Here is a 15,825-nt window from a genome sequence, read left to right on the forward strand (position 1 = left end):
GTGGTAAACCAATTTCACAGGATCAATGCAAAACCAATGTGGGAGCGAGCCTGCTCGCGAATGCGGTGAGTCAGCCAAATCATTTTTACTGACACAGCGCTTTCGCGAGCAGGCTCGCTCCCACAGTTATTTTGTGTCAGCGGTCGTAGCGCATCAGCTCACCGGTGCCGTCATCCGTAGACAGCACCGCCGCCCGATTGCGCCCGGCATTTTTGGCCTGATACAACGCCGCATCCGCGCGCTTGATAAACACTTCAATGCTGTCATTGCCGCTGGGGACAAACGAGTAGCAGCCCAAACTGACCGTCAGATAACCAGTGGGCGAACCACTGTGGGTGATGCGTTTGTCGATCACGCTGCGGCGAATCTGCCCGGCAATCGCCAATGCGCCATTGATGTCTGTGTCGGGCAATAAAACCGCGAACTCCTCGCCCCCGTAACGCACGACCAGATCGGACTTGCGCTGGCAGCAGTTCTTCAGCACCTGGGCCACCTGCGTCAGGCAATGATCGCCCGCCACATGCCCATAAGCATCGTTGTAACGCTTGAAGAAATCGATATCGAGCATGATCAGGCTGACCGGACTGACCTGCCGCGCACCACGGGCAAACTCGATCTCCAGCGATCGCTCGAACAGGCGCCGATTGGCCAGCCCGGTGAGGCTGTCGTGAGTGGCGATCTGCTCCAGCGCCCGTTGCGCCTTGCGCAGGTTTTTCTCGATCCGCTCGCCGTCGCGCACCTGATGGATAAACACCCAGCCGAACAAACCGATACCCAGCATCACCAACGCCACAATCACGCTGGACTGAAACGCGCGTTCATACCAACCCTTGAGAATCGTGTCTCGCGAAGTCGCGGCCGACACCACCAGCGGATACGCCGACAGTTGCCGGTAGCCGTACAAACGGGTGACACCATCGACGACCGATTTGAACATCGCCGTTCCGGCAGAGGCATTGGGCAACAGCGACTGATAAATTTCGCCTTTGGCCAGTGAAGTGCCAATCAGGGATTCATCGTACGGCCGGCGGGCGAGCAAAGTGCCGTCAGTCAGGCCGATAAACATGATCCCGTTTTCATCGAGGCTGAAGCTTTTAAAGAACTGCTCGAAATACGACATTTTGATCCCGGCCAGCAACACACCCTGAAAGTTGCCGGCACGATCGTTGACGCGTTTGGAGATCGGGATGATCCATTCGCCGTTCTCGCGGCTGCGAATCGCCGGGCCGATATGCGCTACCGCCGAGACGTTCTGCTGATGAAACTTGAAATATTCGCGATCAGCCACGCTGTTGCCATGGGGCAGATCAGGGAATGAGGTAACGACCCAGTGCCCTTGGTCGTCGAACAGAAACATGCCGTGCAACTGCTCCAGCTGCTGCACCCGTCGGGAGAACGTTTTCTGCAAGCGCGGTTTTAGCGCCGTACCGTAACCATCGTCCTGAACCCAGTCGACCAGACTGGTCAGCACCAGGTCCGCCGCCAGAAACGTATCCTCTGCCTGCTGTGCCATCGCCCGAGTCAGGTTGCTCGAGGCCATTTGCGCAACCGCCAGATCCTGGCGCCGCGACTGCTCAAGTTGCAGGTACAGCAAACCAAACAGGCACAAACTCACCGCAACGATAAACAGCACCGCCGCTTTGCGCAGCGGCAGACGCTTTAGCGTGCCGGGAGCCTGATGTGGATCGTGAATGGGGATTGGCAAAAGCATGTCCTGGGCAGGTACGACAGGGGCGCGAGCCCGAAACCCTTATGAATTGTGAGCTTAGTCCACCGGGGTGCAAGGGGCAAACGCCCCGCTCCCGCCCAGTTGTATCGGCGCAATGCGCGATTGGATGACTGCCGTGGGTCGAATTATTTTTGCTCAGGCGAATGAGCCGAGGGGTACAGGGGGATTTGCCAGCCCCCCGGTTTTATGAGCGAGGTTTGTTGATTTCCCGGAGCAAGTCCGCGACGGGAATATGCATGGTGTTTGAATAATAGGGTTTATAGCCGTAGGCGGTGACGACGACTTTGCAGGGGATTTGTTGTTTGTTGGAAAGAAGTTGGTTCATTTCTGCTACTGACAAGTCTCTTTCAGAGCTACGGTTGTCAGAGGTTTCAGTGATAAACGCAGGGGTGAGATACGAGAATTTTGTCTCGTTAGCTTGATTTTTTTCAGACCTGATCAAACCGATTGCAGAAAATCGTATGGCTTTACCAACCGAAAAATCGTGGTCATCTGCCAAAGCACACCTAAGCGTGCCTGAGATCATTCCCTGCCTTTCTCCTCGGCCAAAAAGATCCCGAACATCAACATCCGACTGATACCTGATGACGTATAAAAGAGATCGTTCTCTTTCTACAGATACAAAAATCAAATTTGCTGGAGGCTGTAAATGGTCTTTTGCACACCCGGAGCAAATAGCTATAACCACACAAAGGAACAACTTATACATCACGAAAACTCCTTCATGACTGAGTCAAACAGCAAGTCACTTGCCGATTTGGCCCCGGCTATATGGGCGGTAAACAGCCCCAATGCATTTGCGTGATTAGCGTCTACGTCTGCAGGCGCCCATTTTGGCGCCTGCATTTGATGAGCAAATGGCGATCACATCACCGCGCCGGAGGCACCCGAATATCCCCCGCGCGGCACTGAGTCTTCACACCCTTGCCGCACGCGCCAAACTGCAGATCCTTGCCCATGCACACGCGCACTTCCGACAACTCCGGGCCACTGCAAATCACCGCGATGCCATCAGCGGGAATCCCCGGATTGGCCTTGCGAAACAAGTCGGAAATTTCCTGCGCCTCGAAGTAATACGACGTACTGAACGGTTGCAACTCCTGGGGAATTTTCACCGTGCCAACCGCTTTATCCGCCGCATCCAGGTACCCCATTGCACCGAGGCCGCTGCAAGTGCCGTGCTTGGACCATTCGTGATCGAGGAGTTTTTTGGTCGGGAACAACGTCATGCCTTTGTTGCTTTCCGCGGCCGACAGTGTGGTCAGCGGCGGACAGGATTGCGGCCAGCCGCCCTTGGCGTATTGCGGCCACAAGCCGTGCAGGACAAAGCCATAACCCTTGCCGGAACACTGCACGTCGTCCTTGTGTGTCAAACAGAAGGTCGGCGACCAGGACAGCGTCAGCAGGTAATAATCGAACACCCCCGCCACCGACTCCGCTTGCGCCTTGCTCGACTGCGATTGGCGCGCCGAACTCAGGCCGATGCTACCGGCCGTCAGCGCAATCACTGCCAAAATTGTAAACAGCTTTTTCATGTACCCGCTCCTTGGGACGCCTGCGTCCGTGGTTTCTAACCTGACCAGACTGGTCAGCGCAGATTTGGACACGCTTGTGTTGCAAGCGCATGACGCACGGCAACGTTGTACCCCGTTGAAAGGTCTACGATTAATAAGCAGACACCACAAACAGGGAACCGAAATGAGTAAAGCAGACGAACTCGCCGCGAAGCTCAAGCAAACCCGGCATAGCCACGCGGACGACATCACCTGCGCCGAACTGGAGATCGATTGCTGGCCCGCGCAGGTGTATGCCCTGTACCACCGCATCGAAACCTGGCTGCAACCGGTGACCGAAGTCGGCCTGAAAATTCGGCGCAATCCTACGCACATCTGCGAAACATCTCCGGACGGCGAATCCCACGATTACGCTATCGATCAGTTGGTGATCGAAGCGAATAACCAAAGCCTGACCTTTGATCCCATCGCACGATTTACCGAAGACGGCGCCGGGCGCCTGCAAATCACTCTGCCGGACAGAAACACCTATCTGCTGCGCACCGTCGATGAACATCACGAAAGCCACTGGTGGATGCAGACCGTTGAAACCGGGCAGGAACTGGATGCCATCGCGCTGACGGAAAACAATTTGTTGTCGGTGGTTCAGGAAGGATTGGGGCTGTGAAGGTAAAGGCAATGCATTACTTCATTAATACGTGTGATTCAATTAAAAACTCTCAGGAGGAATTCACTAATACACCAGCAGCAATAAATAAGAAAATCCCACATTGATATTTCATCTGCAGCAACACATCGTCCGCCATGCTAAAAACATTGCTCAGCGGACGATGCCAATCGTTCAACAACTACCCTTCGTAAAAAAATCGAAGTCTCTTAGTTATTAACTAGCATACATTTTCAGTACATTTTTTCCATCTTGGAAGAAAAACTGCCCATTGCATTCAGGAATGCTGACAGCGGAGTGATTCTTGGCGACCACCTTTCCATTCAATTCCAAACGGTCAAAACCTTGAACCAGAATATTGCTTGCGGCCAGTGTCTGGCACGCTTTTTTGTCGATTTTCTTTAACGTGATTGAGAATGCGCCGTCATCACTTCCGCCTTCCAAACTCTCAGAGGAAAGAACAAGAAAATTCTTGTCCAAAGTTCCTGATTTAAAAATCATATTCTGCACTGCAGGCGTATTAAGGTCTGCGTAATTACCGGCTTCCTGACTGAATAGATCCCGTACCTGGAAAGCAAGCTTTGTAAGTTCGACTGGCTTGTTGTAAGCGTTCTGCACAAAATCATATGCATCTTGTGCGTCTTTTAATGTCCCGACTACTCCAATAGCCGATTGCGCCATAGCGAACGCGGGCAGGAACAACGTAACGAGTGCAGCAACCTTAAATTTCATGAATGTCTTCCTAGACTGTTAAACGAAAGATTCTAATGAACACCGCGCCAAAACGCCATCAAAATGATATCACCCAAATACTGAGCTCGTAATCTTGCCCTGTGGATGCCGCCCCTCAGATATTTCCCTATAGTGTCATATCAACAAAGGCAGAGCGCTTGATCCCAAATGACGCCAGCGAAAGTATTGATCACGAGCCTGTACGCATTAACCTGCAGCGCTAACGCCCAGGAGCCTCTAACACTGAGTATTGTTCAGCAACAAGGCCAACTGCGCGTCTGCACCACCGGTGACTACAAGCCCTACACCTTCAGACGCACCGACGGTGATTTCGAGGGCATAGACATCAGCATGGCGCGCTCGCTGGCCGACAGCCTCGGGGTCAAGGTCGAATGGGTGCAGACCACCTGGAAAACCCTGATGCCAGACATGCAGGCCGGCAAATGCGACATCGGCATGGGCGGCATTTCGGTGACGCTGGAGCGGCAGAAAAAGGCCTTCTTCAGCAACACCCTCGATGTCGACGGCAAGATCCCGCTGGTGCGCTGCGCCGATCAATCCAGGTACCAGACTGTCGAGCAGATCAACCAGCCCAACGTGCGCCTGGTTGAACCTGCCGGCGGCACCAACGAAGCCTTCGTCCACGCCTTCCTGCCAAAAGCGCAACTGGCCCTGCACGACAATGTGACGATCTTCCAGCAACTGCTCGACAACAAGGCCGACGTGATGATCACCGACGCCTCGGAAGCGCTGTATCAGCAGAAGTTGAAACCGGGGTTGTGCGCGGTCAATCCGCAGCAGTTCATGCAGTACGGGGAAAAGGCCTACCTGTTGCCGCGTGATGACATCAGCTGGAAGCTGTACGTTGATCAGTGGTTGCACTTGAGCAAAGTAACCGGCAAATATCAGAAGGTCATTGGCGAGTGGCTGGCGGTTCCGCAGTAAGCATGCGGGATTGGCACTAACAGTGGAGAGAGTGGATTAATCACCTCTCCATCTGCCCAAAATTCAAACTTTCAGTACCCGAGGTGCCCCATGCATGTCGACTGGCTCAACTTCACTCCGTGGTCATCCCTTGCCGGTGGCGCACTGATTGGCCTGGCCGCCAGCCTGTTGGTTGTCGGCAATGGTCGAATCGCGGGTATAAGCGGCCTGATCGGCAGTCTGCTGCAACGCAGCCGTGAAGGAACAAGTGAGAAAGCACTGTTTCTCCTTGGTCTGCTCGTCGCGCCAGTGCTTTGGGGATTGTTCACCACGTTGCCGCGCATCGAATTCCAAAGTGGCTGGTTGGGGCTGATCGTCGCCGGGCTGCTGGTCGGCATTGGCACACGATACGGTTCAGGTTGCACGAGTGGTCATGGGGTTTGCGGCATATCGCGCCTTTCACCGCGATCAATGGCTGCCACTGCTTGTTTCATGTTCAGTGGGTTCATGACGGTGTTTGTCCTGCGCCATCTGCTGGGAGCATGAACATGATCAAGCTGAACGCTTTCATTGTCGGCCTTCTCTTCGGCCTGGGTCTGCTTCTGGCGGGCATGGCCAACCCGGAAAAAGTACTGGCATTTCTGGATTTGGCCGGTGCTTGGGATCCCTCTCTGGCATTGGTCATGGTGGGGGCAATTGCCGTCGCCATCGGCCCCTTGACCTGGGCCCGTCGGCAATCCCGATCCCTGCTGGGAAACCCCATGCAGTTACCCGTCAAACGTGAACTCGACCGACGATTGATTGGCGGCAGTCTGCTGTTCGGCGTTGGCTGGGGAGTTGCAGGTATCTGCCCCGGACCGGCAGTGACCATCCTGCTGACAGGCCATTGGCAAGTGATCGTGTTCGTCCTGGCGATGTTGGCGGGCATGTTGCTGTTTAGCGTACTGGAAGCCCGACGCAACGCCTGACTCTCGATCAATCGCACAGCCAGTTGTCGTGCAACATGCCGAAGCTGTACTGATTGAGACTGCTGCCGATACTGCACCGCATGCGGCGACATGCAACTTCCCTGATCGACAGCGCCGGTTCAGAATCGCTCACCCGCCAGACAAGGACATCCCCATGCAATTCCTCCCCCTCACCGACGCCAGCGCCGCCATCCAGGCCCACGTCCGCACCCTGCGCAACCAGGAAGACGTGCGCAAATTCATGTACACCTCCCATGAAATCACCGAACAGGAACATGCCAACTGGCTCGCCTCTTTGCAGGGCAATCCACGGCAGCAAGTGTTTGTGGTGATCAAGGATGATCAGGCGGTCGGGGTTGTTTCGCTGAATGCGATTAACCAACTGCACAAGACGGCGGATTGGGCGTTTTATCTGGACGTCGGGTTGCAGGGTAAAGGCTTGGGCAGCGTGGTCGAGTTCTGGATGCTTGATTACGCATTTGATGTGGCGGGGTTGGAGAAGCTGAATTGCGAAGTGCTGGCGATGAATTCGGCAGTGGTGAAGATGCATCAGAAGTTTGGGTTTGAGATTGAAGGTGTGAGGCGGCAGAACGTGGTGAAGGATGGGGTTCGGATTGACGTCGTGCTGTTGGGGATTACCAAGGAAGAATGGCTCAGCAAACGTCCGGCACTGGCCCCCGTAATCGAGCGGCTCAGTGCGAGCTGAGAGAGGTCATCTCTTCAGCCACGCACCCGTGGGTATCTGCGCCAGCGATTTGAAAGCAGGTTTGGCGAACCAATAACCCTGCATCAGATAAATGCCGCAATCGGCGAGAAAGTCTCTTTCCTGGGCATCTTCTATGCCCTCGGCGATCACCTCCACGCCCAACTCTCTGCACATGTTCACGACGTTACGCACAATGGTCTGGCGTACACGGTCAAGGTGAATATCGCGGACCAGCGCCATATCCAGCTTGATCAAATCCGGCTGAAAATCTGCCAACAGGTTAAGACCGGAATAGCCTGCGCCAAAGTCATCGATCGCTGTCTTGAAACCAAACTCGCGGTACTCACGCAAGATATTCGTCAGGTGGCTGTTCTTTTCAACGTACTCGCCCTCAACCGCTTCGAAGATCAAGCGATCCAGCGGAAACCCGTGAGCGCGTGCTGCTTCAAGTGTGCTGCGAATGCACAGTTCCGGACGGTAAACGGCATTCGGCAAAAAGTTGATCGACAGGTACTCGGTCATCCCTAACTGAGCCGCCGTGGAAATCGCCCGAACTCGACACAGTTGATCGAATCGATAACGGTTTTGATCGTCCACCTGCTGCAGGACCGACAAGGCGCCCTCACCATTCACGCCGCGAACCAAGGCTTCATGGGCAAAAGTCGTTTGATCGCGCAGATCCACAATGGGCTGGAACGCGAAGGCGAAATTCATATCCGGCGCGCCTTTGTTTTTACAGCCCTGGCAGCCTCCGGGCGAGGCGGATGATTTTGAAAAGTCGGTCATGACACCCTCTGATAACGGGTTGTAACCCTCCATGGTGATAAATAAACAGCTGCTCAGGTTATGTGCTGACCAGCCATAACTGCAGCCCAACGGCGCCTGAATATTGTGAAGGTGCCGTGGGCTCATCGTTCACCGAATCAGGTGCGGAAATGCGCGGTCATTCGCTGCAGGTCCTGTCCCAGCGACGCCAGCTCAATCGTTGCGGCCGCACTCTCTTCGCTGGCAACCGCCGACTGGTCGGCCACATCACGCACGCTGACGATGCTGCGATTGATCTCGTCGGCCACTGCACTTTGCTGCTCGGCCGCGGCCGAGATCTGCAAGCTCATTTCCTGGATCGTGCCGATGGACTGATTGATCTCGGTAATCGCCAACTCGGCTTTCTGCGCCAACTCCACCGTATCGAGAGTGCGCTCGCGGCTGGAAGCCATCAGCGCAGAAGCCGCTTGCGTGCCCTGTTGCAGGGTGACGATCAGCGCTTCGATTTCCTTGGTCGAGTCCTGTGTCCGCTGGGCCAACGAACGCACTTCGTCTGCCACCACGGCGAAACCACGACCCTGCTCCCCCGCTCGCGCCGCTTCGATAGCGGCGTTCAACGCGAGCAAATTGGTCTGCTCCGCAACGGCTTTGATCACATCGATCACTTTGCCGATCTGCTCACTGTCCTGAGACAGCACGTTCATCGCACCGCCCAACTCTTCAATGGCCACCGCGAGCTCACTGATCTGCGCCGTCGCCTGCTTCACTACCGTGCTGCCGTGACGCGCCTGCTGATCGGCCAAAGTCGCAGCAGCGGACGCATCGGTCGTGTTACGTGCAACTTCCTGCACGGTCGAGGCCATTTCATGCATCGCCGTGGCGACTTGATCCACTTCACTTTTCTGCTGACGCACACCCGCGCTGGTCTGCTCGCTCATGGCCGAGAGTTTTTCCGCAGAAGTGGAAATATGCGTGACGCCATTGCCGATACCTTGAACCAGCGTGTTCAGGTTCTGCGCCATGTCCTGCATCGCATTTTGCAGATCGCCCAACTCATCTTTGCGGTTTGATTTGGCCTGTACCGTCAGATCGCCTTTGGCAATACGCCGAGCCAGATCAACCGTCAGCGCCAGCGGCGAAGTGATCTGCCGCGAGATGACCACCGAAGCAAACAGTCCGATCACCAGCGCCAACACGGTCAACACCGCCATCTGAACAAAGGCCGAGCGCTGATCTTCCCGCGCCAGGCGCTGCTGGGTGTCCATCAGGCCAGTCATGATCTTGTCCATCGCCTTGCTTTCCTGGTCGACCTGCTCACGCATGTTCTGCTTCTGCTCAAACAGCCCGGCCACTTCCACCAATACTTCGCGATAACGACGGATGCCCGCGTGCGCTTCTTCCAGTTGACTCGACAGGGTCGCCGGCAGGCTGGAACGCGCTTTGGTGATATCGCTCAGGAACGTGTCGATGGTGTCCATCAGCACTTTTTTGTTCACGTCGTTGGGCACCGCAATGTAACGACGCAACATCAGGCGAAACGTGGTCATGCCGTAGCGCAAATCGGCCACCGTGCGCAGCTCTCGAACGCGTTCGCCATCGGCGGACGCCAAGGCACCGTTCGTAGTGCTTTCAAGCATGTCGCCAAAGGTCTGCGCGTACTTGTCCGACAGCGCACCCAACGGTTTCAGGGCATCCGTCGTCGACTTATCGGCATCGATCAGGTGCTTTACCTTCTGATCATAGGTAACAATCGTGGCTTGCAACGCCTTCAAGGCTTGCTGGTTTTCAGCCCGCGTCAACGTTTCCAGCGCCTTGCTCACAAGGCCCTGCAAGACATTCAGCTGCGCGTGATAAGAGTCGGCGAAAGCTGCGTCAGCGGCGGCTTCGTACTGTTTCTCGGACAGACGCATATCTTGCGTAGCGTCATTCAACGTTCCAATCAGACGCGTCGTACTCAAGCGATCAACCAGCACGCTGTTGCTGTTATAGCCAATGAAGGCAACCGCCAAAACAGCCAGCAACAGAATGCCAAAACCGGTTCCCAGCTTGCGGGAAACTTTGATGTCACCCAGGAAATTCGATGCTACTGCCATATTCAGCCTCAAACGCCCTGACGCGAAACGCCGGGCACAAAAAATAGATCTTTGGCAACCGCGGTCACCGTCCAGACATTCGGGGGGTCGTCATCCAAGGCGTAATACGGGACGCTCCAGCTGTCCCGGAAATGCAAAATGCGATGCTGTTGATGTGTCAAAGAGAAACCCGACGCGAGCATCGGCAGACAAACCATCACGTCGCAAACAGAGCGTCTGCACGCAAGATTTATCGATTCAGCAAAGTATCTGGAAGGGATGCTATAAACTTTAGGAAAACTTGTACAACTTTTTATTTTTGTACAGGAAGTGAACTTTTAGGTCGGCATGATGACGCATTGCCATCACGAATTGTGGCACATCGCTACTGGCGCAAAAAGACGCCGAAAATGCCAATTCAGAACCCCGCCCCTCTGCAGCAACGGCGTGCCGCATGCCACAGAGGGACACGGGTTTACGGCTTGATTTCAACCTTATCCAACGCCTGATTCACCGCCAACTCGGCCAACATAACCACCTGCGCAATGCCTAGCGCAGATTTGCGGCGCGAGTTATCCAGCGTCGCGGCAAAGTTGTTGAGCATCTCGGAGGCAGAACCCAGAGTTTCGCAGGCATTGGCCAACAGGGATTCCATATCGTACTTCGGATTGGCGAGGTACATGCGTTCGGGCTCGTCGGTGCTGGCCATGATCTGGCTGGCGGGAAGGAGATAGTGATCGAGCGCGCGCTCGGCGGCTTCGTGGAGTTTTTTGGAATTGGGGGATTCGTAGGGGGATGCGGGATCGGTTTCTGGTGGGTTGGGTGTTGGTTTGAACATAGATGGAACCTCTAGCGCGATTACTAAAAGAAGCCATCACCCACGCTACCAAACGATGGGTGGCGGCCATACGCGGGTTGGTAGACCGGTCGCACTAGAACCCGGCGCCCACGAATGGGCCCCACGCATGACCACCATGAAATCCGAGTCCTGGGAAAGCGACTGAACAAGGTGACGCATGCATCTAGACACGAAGCGGGCTACCAAACCCGATCACTGGTTTTCAGTGACATTGGGACGATAGAACCTGCGTGCTAGACGTACAAGCCGGCGGATTCTGTCTTACGTGTAGGGGGTGGCGCAAGGTGGTGTAGGGCTCGGGTTGTGCCAGCGTGATTCATTTAAACAAGCGCAAGCATTGCTGTTTAAATTGACGAAAAATGACGAGCGCATTGTCGCCCGTCACTGACGAAAGCAAGTCTGATACAGTCGGCAGCGGTTAATTCGATGACAGGGAGTCAAACATGGCAAAGCCAGCCGCGCGTATCACATTGAAACCCCGGCCCCTCATGTACGACCAGAATTCAAAGTCGTTGAGGACGTTTTCGCGATGAAAACGATCAACGCTAATTTCAATCGCACAATGACTGCAAAAGATCGATATGACATCTACTGGGCATTGTCCGATGCGTTCGTCGACAATGAGGTGGACTACGAATCTATCGCCCGACAGACCGAAGATTACGACCCGCTAGAAATAAAACGGATGCTCTACGAGGAAGTCGCACCTGTCTGCTACACGAATTTTGACTGCGTGATTCCAATCATCTGGTCTTTGTTTGACCCAGAACAATTAAATTCTGACATCGCGCAAATGTTGGAAGCCCGAGCAAGTAGTCGCTTTCGACGTCAGAAAGACAAACTGTTAATCCGTTGGCTTGAGTTCCGATACAAATACATTTGGAGAGAGATCTCCGCTCACTATCGAAAGTGAATTGGTTTAGGCGCGATCTGGTGCAGATCGCTATGCTCAGCCGACCAGCGTCGGCGTGTCATCACCAAGCAAGGCCACATCGATCAAAGTGCGTAAGGCTCTGCCCACCCCATTCCTGATAAACTCCCCCACCGTCGCCCCGATGATGGATTGGCACGGCTAATTCTACAGGCCTCTAAAGTCGCGGCCTCCAGCATCATCAAGAAACGCGCGTACCATTTTCGTACCACCCCATTTCTTTTTCTCCCCCTAGCGGGACAGCGACATTCCTCTCGCATCGCCGACACACACGCCAGTCGCTCCAATCCCAAGCACTTCCTACAAGCGTTTCCGCACGGGCAAAAGGACCTGCGCGAGAGTGTCCCTTTGTCATCTGCGTGAGTAAGCCCAGCGGCCATCGGCTGCTACGCCTTATAGGAGATGCCGTTTTTCGGGAAAGGCATCGGAAAAAGGTAATTTTGGTAAGCCGAACGGTCAATCTTGCTGAGAGCCTTGATTTTACTGGGCTGCAAAGGATCGGCATGAAGTAATTTTTGAGTAATGTAGAAGTAAGGTAATTACCTTTTAAGGAAGTAATATTTGGTTTTGTGCATCCCTTATAAATCAAACACTTACAACCACATTACTTTTTTCATTACTCAAAATTACTTTTTGAAGTAAGCCAGCAAAGCCAATGAATACGGGGCTTTCGCCGGTGTTCCGATATTCGAATTACCACATTACTTTTTTCCGATGGTGTTCCTGAAAAACCCGCATCGAAAGGTTTCGTCTACCTGCCTTCTGCTTCGCCAGGTCCGCCCTGCCAGACACCAACCCTTCGCAGGGATCCGCAGGTTTTTTGACCTTCGACGCCACTACTACAGCGCCCGGCTGTGGGGGCGCTTGGCCAGGTGCAGGACTGCGGAAAAAAAGACCCATTTAGCGCGCAGGCGAGGTGGGGGGACGACGGCGCGCGCCGAATTACAGTTGAGACGAGCGTCCACGCCAAACCCAACCGTGTCTGCAAAAATTCGCTCCTGGTCCCTAGCAAGACTGGACCTAGTGAGTAAAAAAGGTTGAGGAGAGGCTAGAACAGAGGGAGGATGAGCAATAAGCGACTTTTTTACATCGCAAGGAACGCTCATGACAGATCACTTAATCAAATTCGCCAAAGCACATACAAACAACAAATCGCAGGGCTACTTACTACTTCTATGGCTTGTTTATAGATCGCAGGATGAGTCAGGAAAGCTAAGCGACCGAGTAAAGGCTGAGATCTTAAGCCAAGGAATCAATCTCCTAAGAATCAACATACCTAACAGGTTACGAAAGTACAAAAAAATACTAGATTCAAATGTGATATCAGAAGAAATTAAAGACTCCCAGCTAAAAAAAATAAAAACCCTAAACGCAAAAAATTTCCGAGGGTTTGGCGCTCTCGATGGGGATGACAAAGGAACCACTCTATTTTTTGGTCCACGAAAAAATATCTTTTACGCACCTAACGGTGGGGGCAAAACCTCTGTATGCGAGGCCATTGAATACTCTTTAACCGGCTCAATAAAAGAAGCCGAGCGACGAAAATCATCTGTAACTGATTATATTAAGAGACACGATCTAAAAGCGTATGTCGAGTTAACCGACGAGGAAGGTAACACAGCCACAAAAAATACCGAATGGTCAACAATTTTCATAGATCGAAACAGGCTTCAGGAATTTTCACTTCTCGGTTCAAAAGATACAAAATTTGGAGAAAGCGATGTTTTATCAGCCCTCTTCGGCCTCCACGATATTGATAGACTCGTAGAACGCTTTGTTCTTCCAGCAAGTTTTAACTTAGACAGATATCAGCTATCAAAGTCCCGTGACGACCTTGATCAAATGTCTCGCGAGCACACTATCAAAAAACATGATGCGTCCTCTATGAGACAGAGGTTGAGTCTTCAGGAAAGTTTGATTGCAGCTAACCTCAGTTTAGACTACTACTCTGCAAGCGGAGTGGACTTGCGGTTAAAATTCAACAACCGATTACTGGAATATAAAAAAGCCTCACTAGCTAACTCCTTAAAGTATGAGCTGCCTGAAGTTACAACAATGAGGAAATTAGAAACCATCACAAAAAAAATAGAATCCGACACAAAAAAATTGCAGAACGCGCAACGTCTACTTTTGGATAAGGCATCAGAAGTAAGCTTTGAAACTCTTTACGAAACACTTACGACAATCTACAACAACAACCAGTCTCCGAACAACTGCCCAGCCTGCCTAACAGAACTATCAGACGTTAAAGAAAACCCATACGAAAGAGCTGTAAGTGAGTCAGAAAAACTTGCAGACATCCCTAGAATAAAAAAACTTATCGAGCTTCATGCGCTCAAACTAATAGAAAACCTTCAGACCATTGAAACATTAATTGATACAGCTTTAAATAATAACAATAAAATACAAGACGCAACCAACACTTTAACGATACCAGAAAACTTGACAACCCTCCCAAAAAAACCATACACCCAAGACATTTCAAACCTAATTAAATATATTTATAATTTTATATTTTGGTTTAGCATCTCAAAAAATAAAATTGATTCGCACATCACAAAATGCACACAAATCTACAACAACAGCATTGCGTCTCGACAGTCATACATTACAAGACAGACAGCAATTGACAAATTACGCGACAAAATAAGATCCGTAGCAGAACACGAAAAACAACGAAATGATTACATAGCGGAAAGTAAGCGCTACTCTGCACCATTAAAAGCATTATCGTTAAAAATCACACACACCAAAAAAGAGGTACTTAAGGAAAATATTTACAACCTCCTAATCAAGGAAATAAACGATGCATATCCAACACTCCACAAAGATCTGTTAAATTACAAACTAAACGTTGAAACATCTCAAATAGGTGGAATTGAAAAAAAATCCACTGAATATTACTGCGCCATCAATCAACATGATTCAACCGAAGATGAGATATCCAACCTTTACTTTGAACGCAACAAATCAGGATATAGAATTAAGATAGATACAAAATCACAGCAAAATATTGACGCAATACTTTCATTAAGCGAGGGGCACTTACGATCACTCGGACTATCGTTACTGCTTGCAGTCGCAGAGAAACATAAATACAAGCTAATAGTATTTGACGACGTAGTAAACGCAATTGACTCTGACCATAGAGCAAACATCATCAGCTTACTATTTAGTGATGTATATCTTTCGAAAATCCAGCAAATAATCACCACCCACGACAGGCTTTTCTGGGAGCGCTACTGCAACAAAGCCGCGAATGGTTCTGATGAAACCACATTCCAAAGCCAAGTATTAAACCACACAAATAAAGGATTAATCTCCTTCGAGTACAATTCTGGATTTCGAGACAAAATCCAAAAAGCTCTACACGTTTACGATGTTCGGCAAGCGCTGATTTACTGTAGAATTTGGTTTGAATCATTTGCAACTCAATACTGCCGAAAAAACAAACTAACTGTAACAGCTTCCTTTTCCGACAGGAGCAACAACATCCCAGGAAACTTTCTCACAATCAGTTTGGAAGCCACTTACAAGCTAATCGAAAAGGACTTATCGTGGGACTCCACTTATATAAACATACTAAAACGAGACTTAATAAACTGGTCCGGCCAAAACCAAGTACACCATGCATTTGACGAAAGCAACTATAATTTTGTTCATTCAAAAACAAGCACGGAAGTCAGTGCAATTTTCGAAGCGCTAAAACTGGTCGAAATACAGCTTTTCCCCGAAGAAATGATTGATACTCTCAACATGGAGCGCGATGAACTCATCGCCCGGCGGGCAAGATTAGTCACTAAAACTGACAACCCTTCATTCATCCAACGCGCCCCAACAGAAATTGTAAAACAATATAAAGATAGAATTACATCTATCGAAGGTGAAATAGAAAGAGTGGAGAATTTATTACAATTCCCTGCCACATGCTTGGATAAAAAGCAGGCCGAAAGATAAC

Annotated in this window: 14 protein-coding genes and 1 pseudogene; 7 read left to right on the forward strand and 8 right to left on the reverse strand. The window is 51.6% G+C overall.

All coding sequences use genetic code 11. The features are described from left to right. Positions 1-136 precede the first annotated feature (136 nt). The 3 genes from AB4P97_RS13600 to AB4P97_RS13610 all read right to left on the reverse strand — a co-directional run bounded on the left by AB4P97_RS13600 (position 137) and on the right by AB4P97_RS13610 (position 3,264). The gene (locus tag AB4P97_RS13600) at positions 137-1,705 is read right to left on the reverse strand and encodes a diguanylate cyclase (protein WP_395602831.1); all 1,569 of its coding nucleotides are present in this window, start codon (positions 1,703-1,705) and stop codon (positions 137-139) included. A 208-nt stretch (positions 1,706-1,913) separates the two neighbouring features. Further along, positions 1,914-2,438: a hypothetical protein gene (locus AB4P97_RS13605; RefSeq protein ID WP_395602832.1), complete on the reverse strand. Its 525-nt coding sequence runs from the start codon at positions 2,436-2,438 to the stop codon at positions 1,914-1,916. Positions 2,439-2,598: 160 nt separating this feature from the next. Next, positions 2,599-3,264: a ribonuclease T2 gene (locus AB4P97_RS13610; protein WP_115147248.1), complete on the reverse strand. Its 666-nt coding sequence runs from the start codon at positions 3,262-3,264 to the stop codon at positions 2,599-2,601. 163 nt (positions 3,265-3,427) lie between these two features. On the opposite strand from AB4P97_RS13610, the gene AB4P97_RS13615 reads away from it, so the two are divergent. Then, entirely contained in the window at positions 3,428-3,910 is a 483-nt protein-coding gene (locus AB4P97_RS13615) for a hypothetical protein (protein ID WP_395602833.1), read from the forward strand. A 216-nt stretch (positions 3,911-4,126) separates the two neighbouring features. Here AB4P97_RS13615 and AB4P97_RS13620 read toward each other — a convergent pair whose 3' ends face one another. Then, on the reverse strand, positions 4,127-4,642 hold the full coding sequence (locus tag AB4P97_RS13620; RefSeq protein ID WP_395602834.1) for a hypothetical protein: 516 nt from the start codon (positions 4,640-4,642) through the stop codon (positions 4,127-4,129). A 168-nt stretch (positions 4,643-4,810) separates the two neighbouring features. Here AB4P97_RS13620 and AB4P97_RS13625 point away from each other — a divergent pair, with 168 nt between their 5' ends. From AB4P97_RS13625 to pseH, 4 genes are all read left to right on the forward strand, one after another. Beyond that, a complete protein-coding gene (locus AB4P97_RS13625) occupies positions 4,811-5,587 on the forward strand; it encodes a transporter substrate-binding domain-containing protein (RefSeq protein ID WP_395602835.1) in 777 nt (258 codons plus the stop codon). 90 nt (positions 5,588-5,677) lie between these two features. Then, a complete protein-coding gene (locus AB4P97_RS13630; RefSeq protein ID WP_042560112.1) occupies positions 5,678-6,112 on the forward strand; it encodes a YeeE/YedE family protein in 435 nt (144 codons plus the stop codon). 2 nt (positions 6,113-6,114) lie between these two features. Beyond that, positions 6,115-6,534, forward strand: coding sequence for a DUF6691 family protein (locus AB4P97_RS13635; RefSeq protein WP_395602836.1), 420 nt, complete (start codon positions 6,115-6,117; stop codon positions 6,532-6,534). A 154-nt stretch (positions 6,535-6,688) separates the two neighbouring features. Next, positions 6,689-7,240, forward strand: a complete 552-nt coding sequence (gene pseH / locus AB4P97_RS13640) for a UDP-4-amino-4,6-dideoxy-N-acetyl-beta-L-altrosamine N-acetyltransferase (RefSeq protein ID WP_395602837.1) — start codon at positions 6,689-6,691, stop codon at positions 7,238-7,240. 6 nt (positions 7,241-7,246) lie between these two features. Here pseH and AB4P97_RS13645 read toward each other — a convergent pair whose 3' ends face one another. From AB4P97_RS13645 to AB4P97_RS13660, 4 genes and pseudogenes are all read right to left on the reverse strand, one after another. Then, complete coding sequence (locus tag AB4P97_RS13645) at positions 7,247-8,026, reverse strand: EAL domain-containing protein (RefSeq protein WP_395602838.1); 780 nt, start codon at positions 8,024-8,026, stop codon at positions 7,247-7,249. A gap of 137 nt (positions 8,027-8,163) precedes the next feature. Then, a complete protein-coding gene (locus AB4P97_RS13650; protein ID WP_395602944.1) occupies positions 8,164-9,036 on the reverse strand; it encodes a methyl-accepting chemotaxis protein in 873 nt (290 codons plus the stop codon). Between the two features lie 33 nt (positions 9,037-9,069). Continuing rightward, positions 9,070-10,098: pseudogene (locus AB4P97_RS13655) on the reverse strand (methyl-accepting chemotaxis protein); the annotation flags it as partial. A 454-nt stretch (positions 10,099-10,552) separates the two neighbouring features. Beyond that, positions 10,553-10,915: a DUF6124 family protein gene (locus AB4P97_RS13660; protein WP_047300644.1), complete on the reverse strand. Its 363-nt coding sequence runs from the start codon at positions 10,913-10,915 to the stop codon at positions 10,553-10,555. Between the two features lie 550 nt (positions 10,916-11,465). Here AB4P97_RS13660 and AB4P97_RS13665 point away from each other — a divergent pair. Together AB4P97_RS13665 and AB4P97_RS13670 are read left to right on the forward strand one after the other, a co-directional pair. Then, a complete protein-coding gene (locus tag AB4P97_RS13665; protein ID WP_395602839.1) occupies positions 11,466-11,849 on the forward strand; it encodes a hypothetical protein in 384 nt (127 codons plus the stop codon). A 1,122-nt stretch (positions 11,850-12,971) separates the two neighbouring features. After that, entirely contained in the window at positions 12,972-15,824 is a 2,853-nt protein-coding gene (locus tag AB4P97_RS13670) for an AAA family ATPase (protein WP_395602840.1), read from the forward strand. Position 15,825: the final 1 nt, after the last annotated feature.

The organism is Pseudomonas sp. A1230 (genome assembly GCF_044218825.1).
Lineage (GTDB): Bacteria > Pseudomonadota > Gammaproteobacteria > Pseudomonadales > Pseudomonadaceae > Aquipseudomonas > Aquipseudomonas iridis.

Excerpts from the sequence above, each read along its gene's own strand:
- AB4P97_RS13645 (WP_395602838.1), bottom strand. The coding sequence starts at position 8,026 with ATGACCGACTTTTCAAAATCATCCGCCTCGCCCGGAGGCTGCCAGGGC.
- AB4P97_RS13670 (WP_395602840.1), top strand. The coding sequence starts at position 12,972 with ATGACAGATCACTTAATCAAATTCGCCAAAGCACATACAAACAACAAA.
- AB4P97_RS13630 (WP_042560112.1), top strand. The coding sequence starts at position 5,678 with ATGCATGTCGACTGGCTCAACTTCACTCCGTGGTCATCCCTTGCCGGT.
- AB4P97_RS13605 (WP_395602832.1), bottom strand. The coding sequence starts at position 2,438 with ATGTATAAGTTGTTCCTTTGTGTGGTTATAGCTATTTGCTCCGGGTGT.
- AB4P97_RS13610 (WP_115147248.1), bottom strand. The coding sequence starts at position 3,264 with ATGAAAAAGCTGTTTACAATTTTGGCAGTGATTGCGCTGACGGCCGGT.
- AB4P97_RS13615 (WP_395602833.1), top strand. The coding sequence starts at position 3,428 with ATGAGTAAAGCAGACGAACTCGCCGCGAAGCTCAAGCAAACCCGGCAT.
- AB4P97_RS13625 (WP_395602835.1), top strand. The coding sequence starts at position 4,811 with ATGACGCCAGCGAAAGTATTGATCACGAGCCTGTACGCATTAACCTGC.
- AB4P97_RS13660 (WP_047300644.1), bottom strand. The coding sequence starts at position 10,915 with ATGTTCAAACCAACACCCAACCCACCAGAAACCGATCCCGCATCCCCC.
- AB4P97_RS13620 (WP_395602834.1), bottom strand. The coding sequence starts at position 4,642 with ATGAAATTTAAGGTTGCTGCACTCGTTACGTTGTTCCTGCCCGCGTTC.
- AB4P97_RS13665 (WP_395602839.1), top strand. The coding sequence starts at position 11,466 with ATGAAAACGATCAACGCTAATTTCAATCGCACAATGACTGCAAAAGAT.
- AB4P97_RS13650 (WP_395602944.1), bottom strand. The coding sequence starts at position 9,036 with ATGCAGGACATGGCGCAGAACCTGAACACGCTGGTTCAAGGTATCGGC.
- pseH (WP_395602837.1), top strand. The coding sequence starts at position 6,689 with ATGCAATTCCTCCCCCTCACCGACGCCAGCGCCGCCATCCAGGCCCAC.
- AB4P97_RS13635 (WP_395602836.1), top strand. The coding sequence starts at position 6,115 with ATGATCAAGCTGAACGCTTTCATTGTCGGCCTTCTCTTCGGCCTGGGT.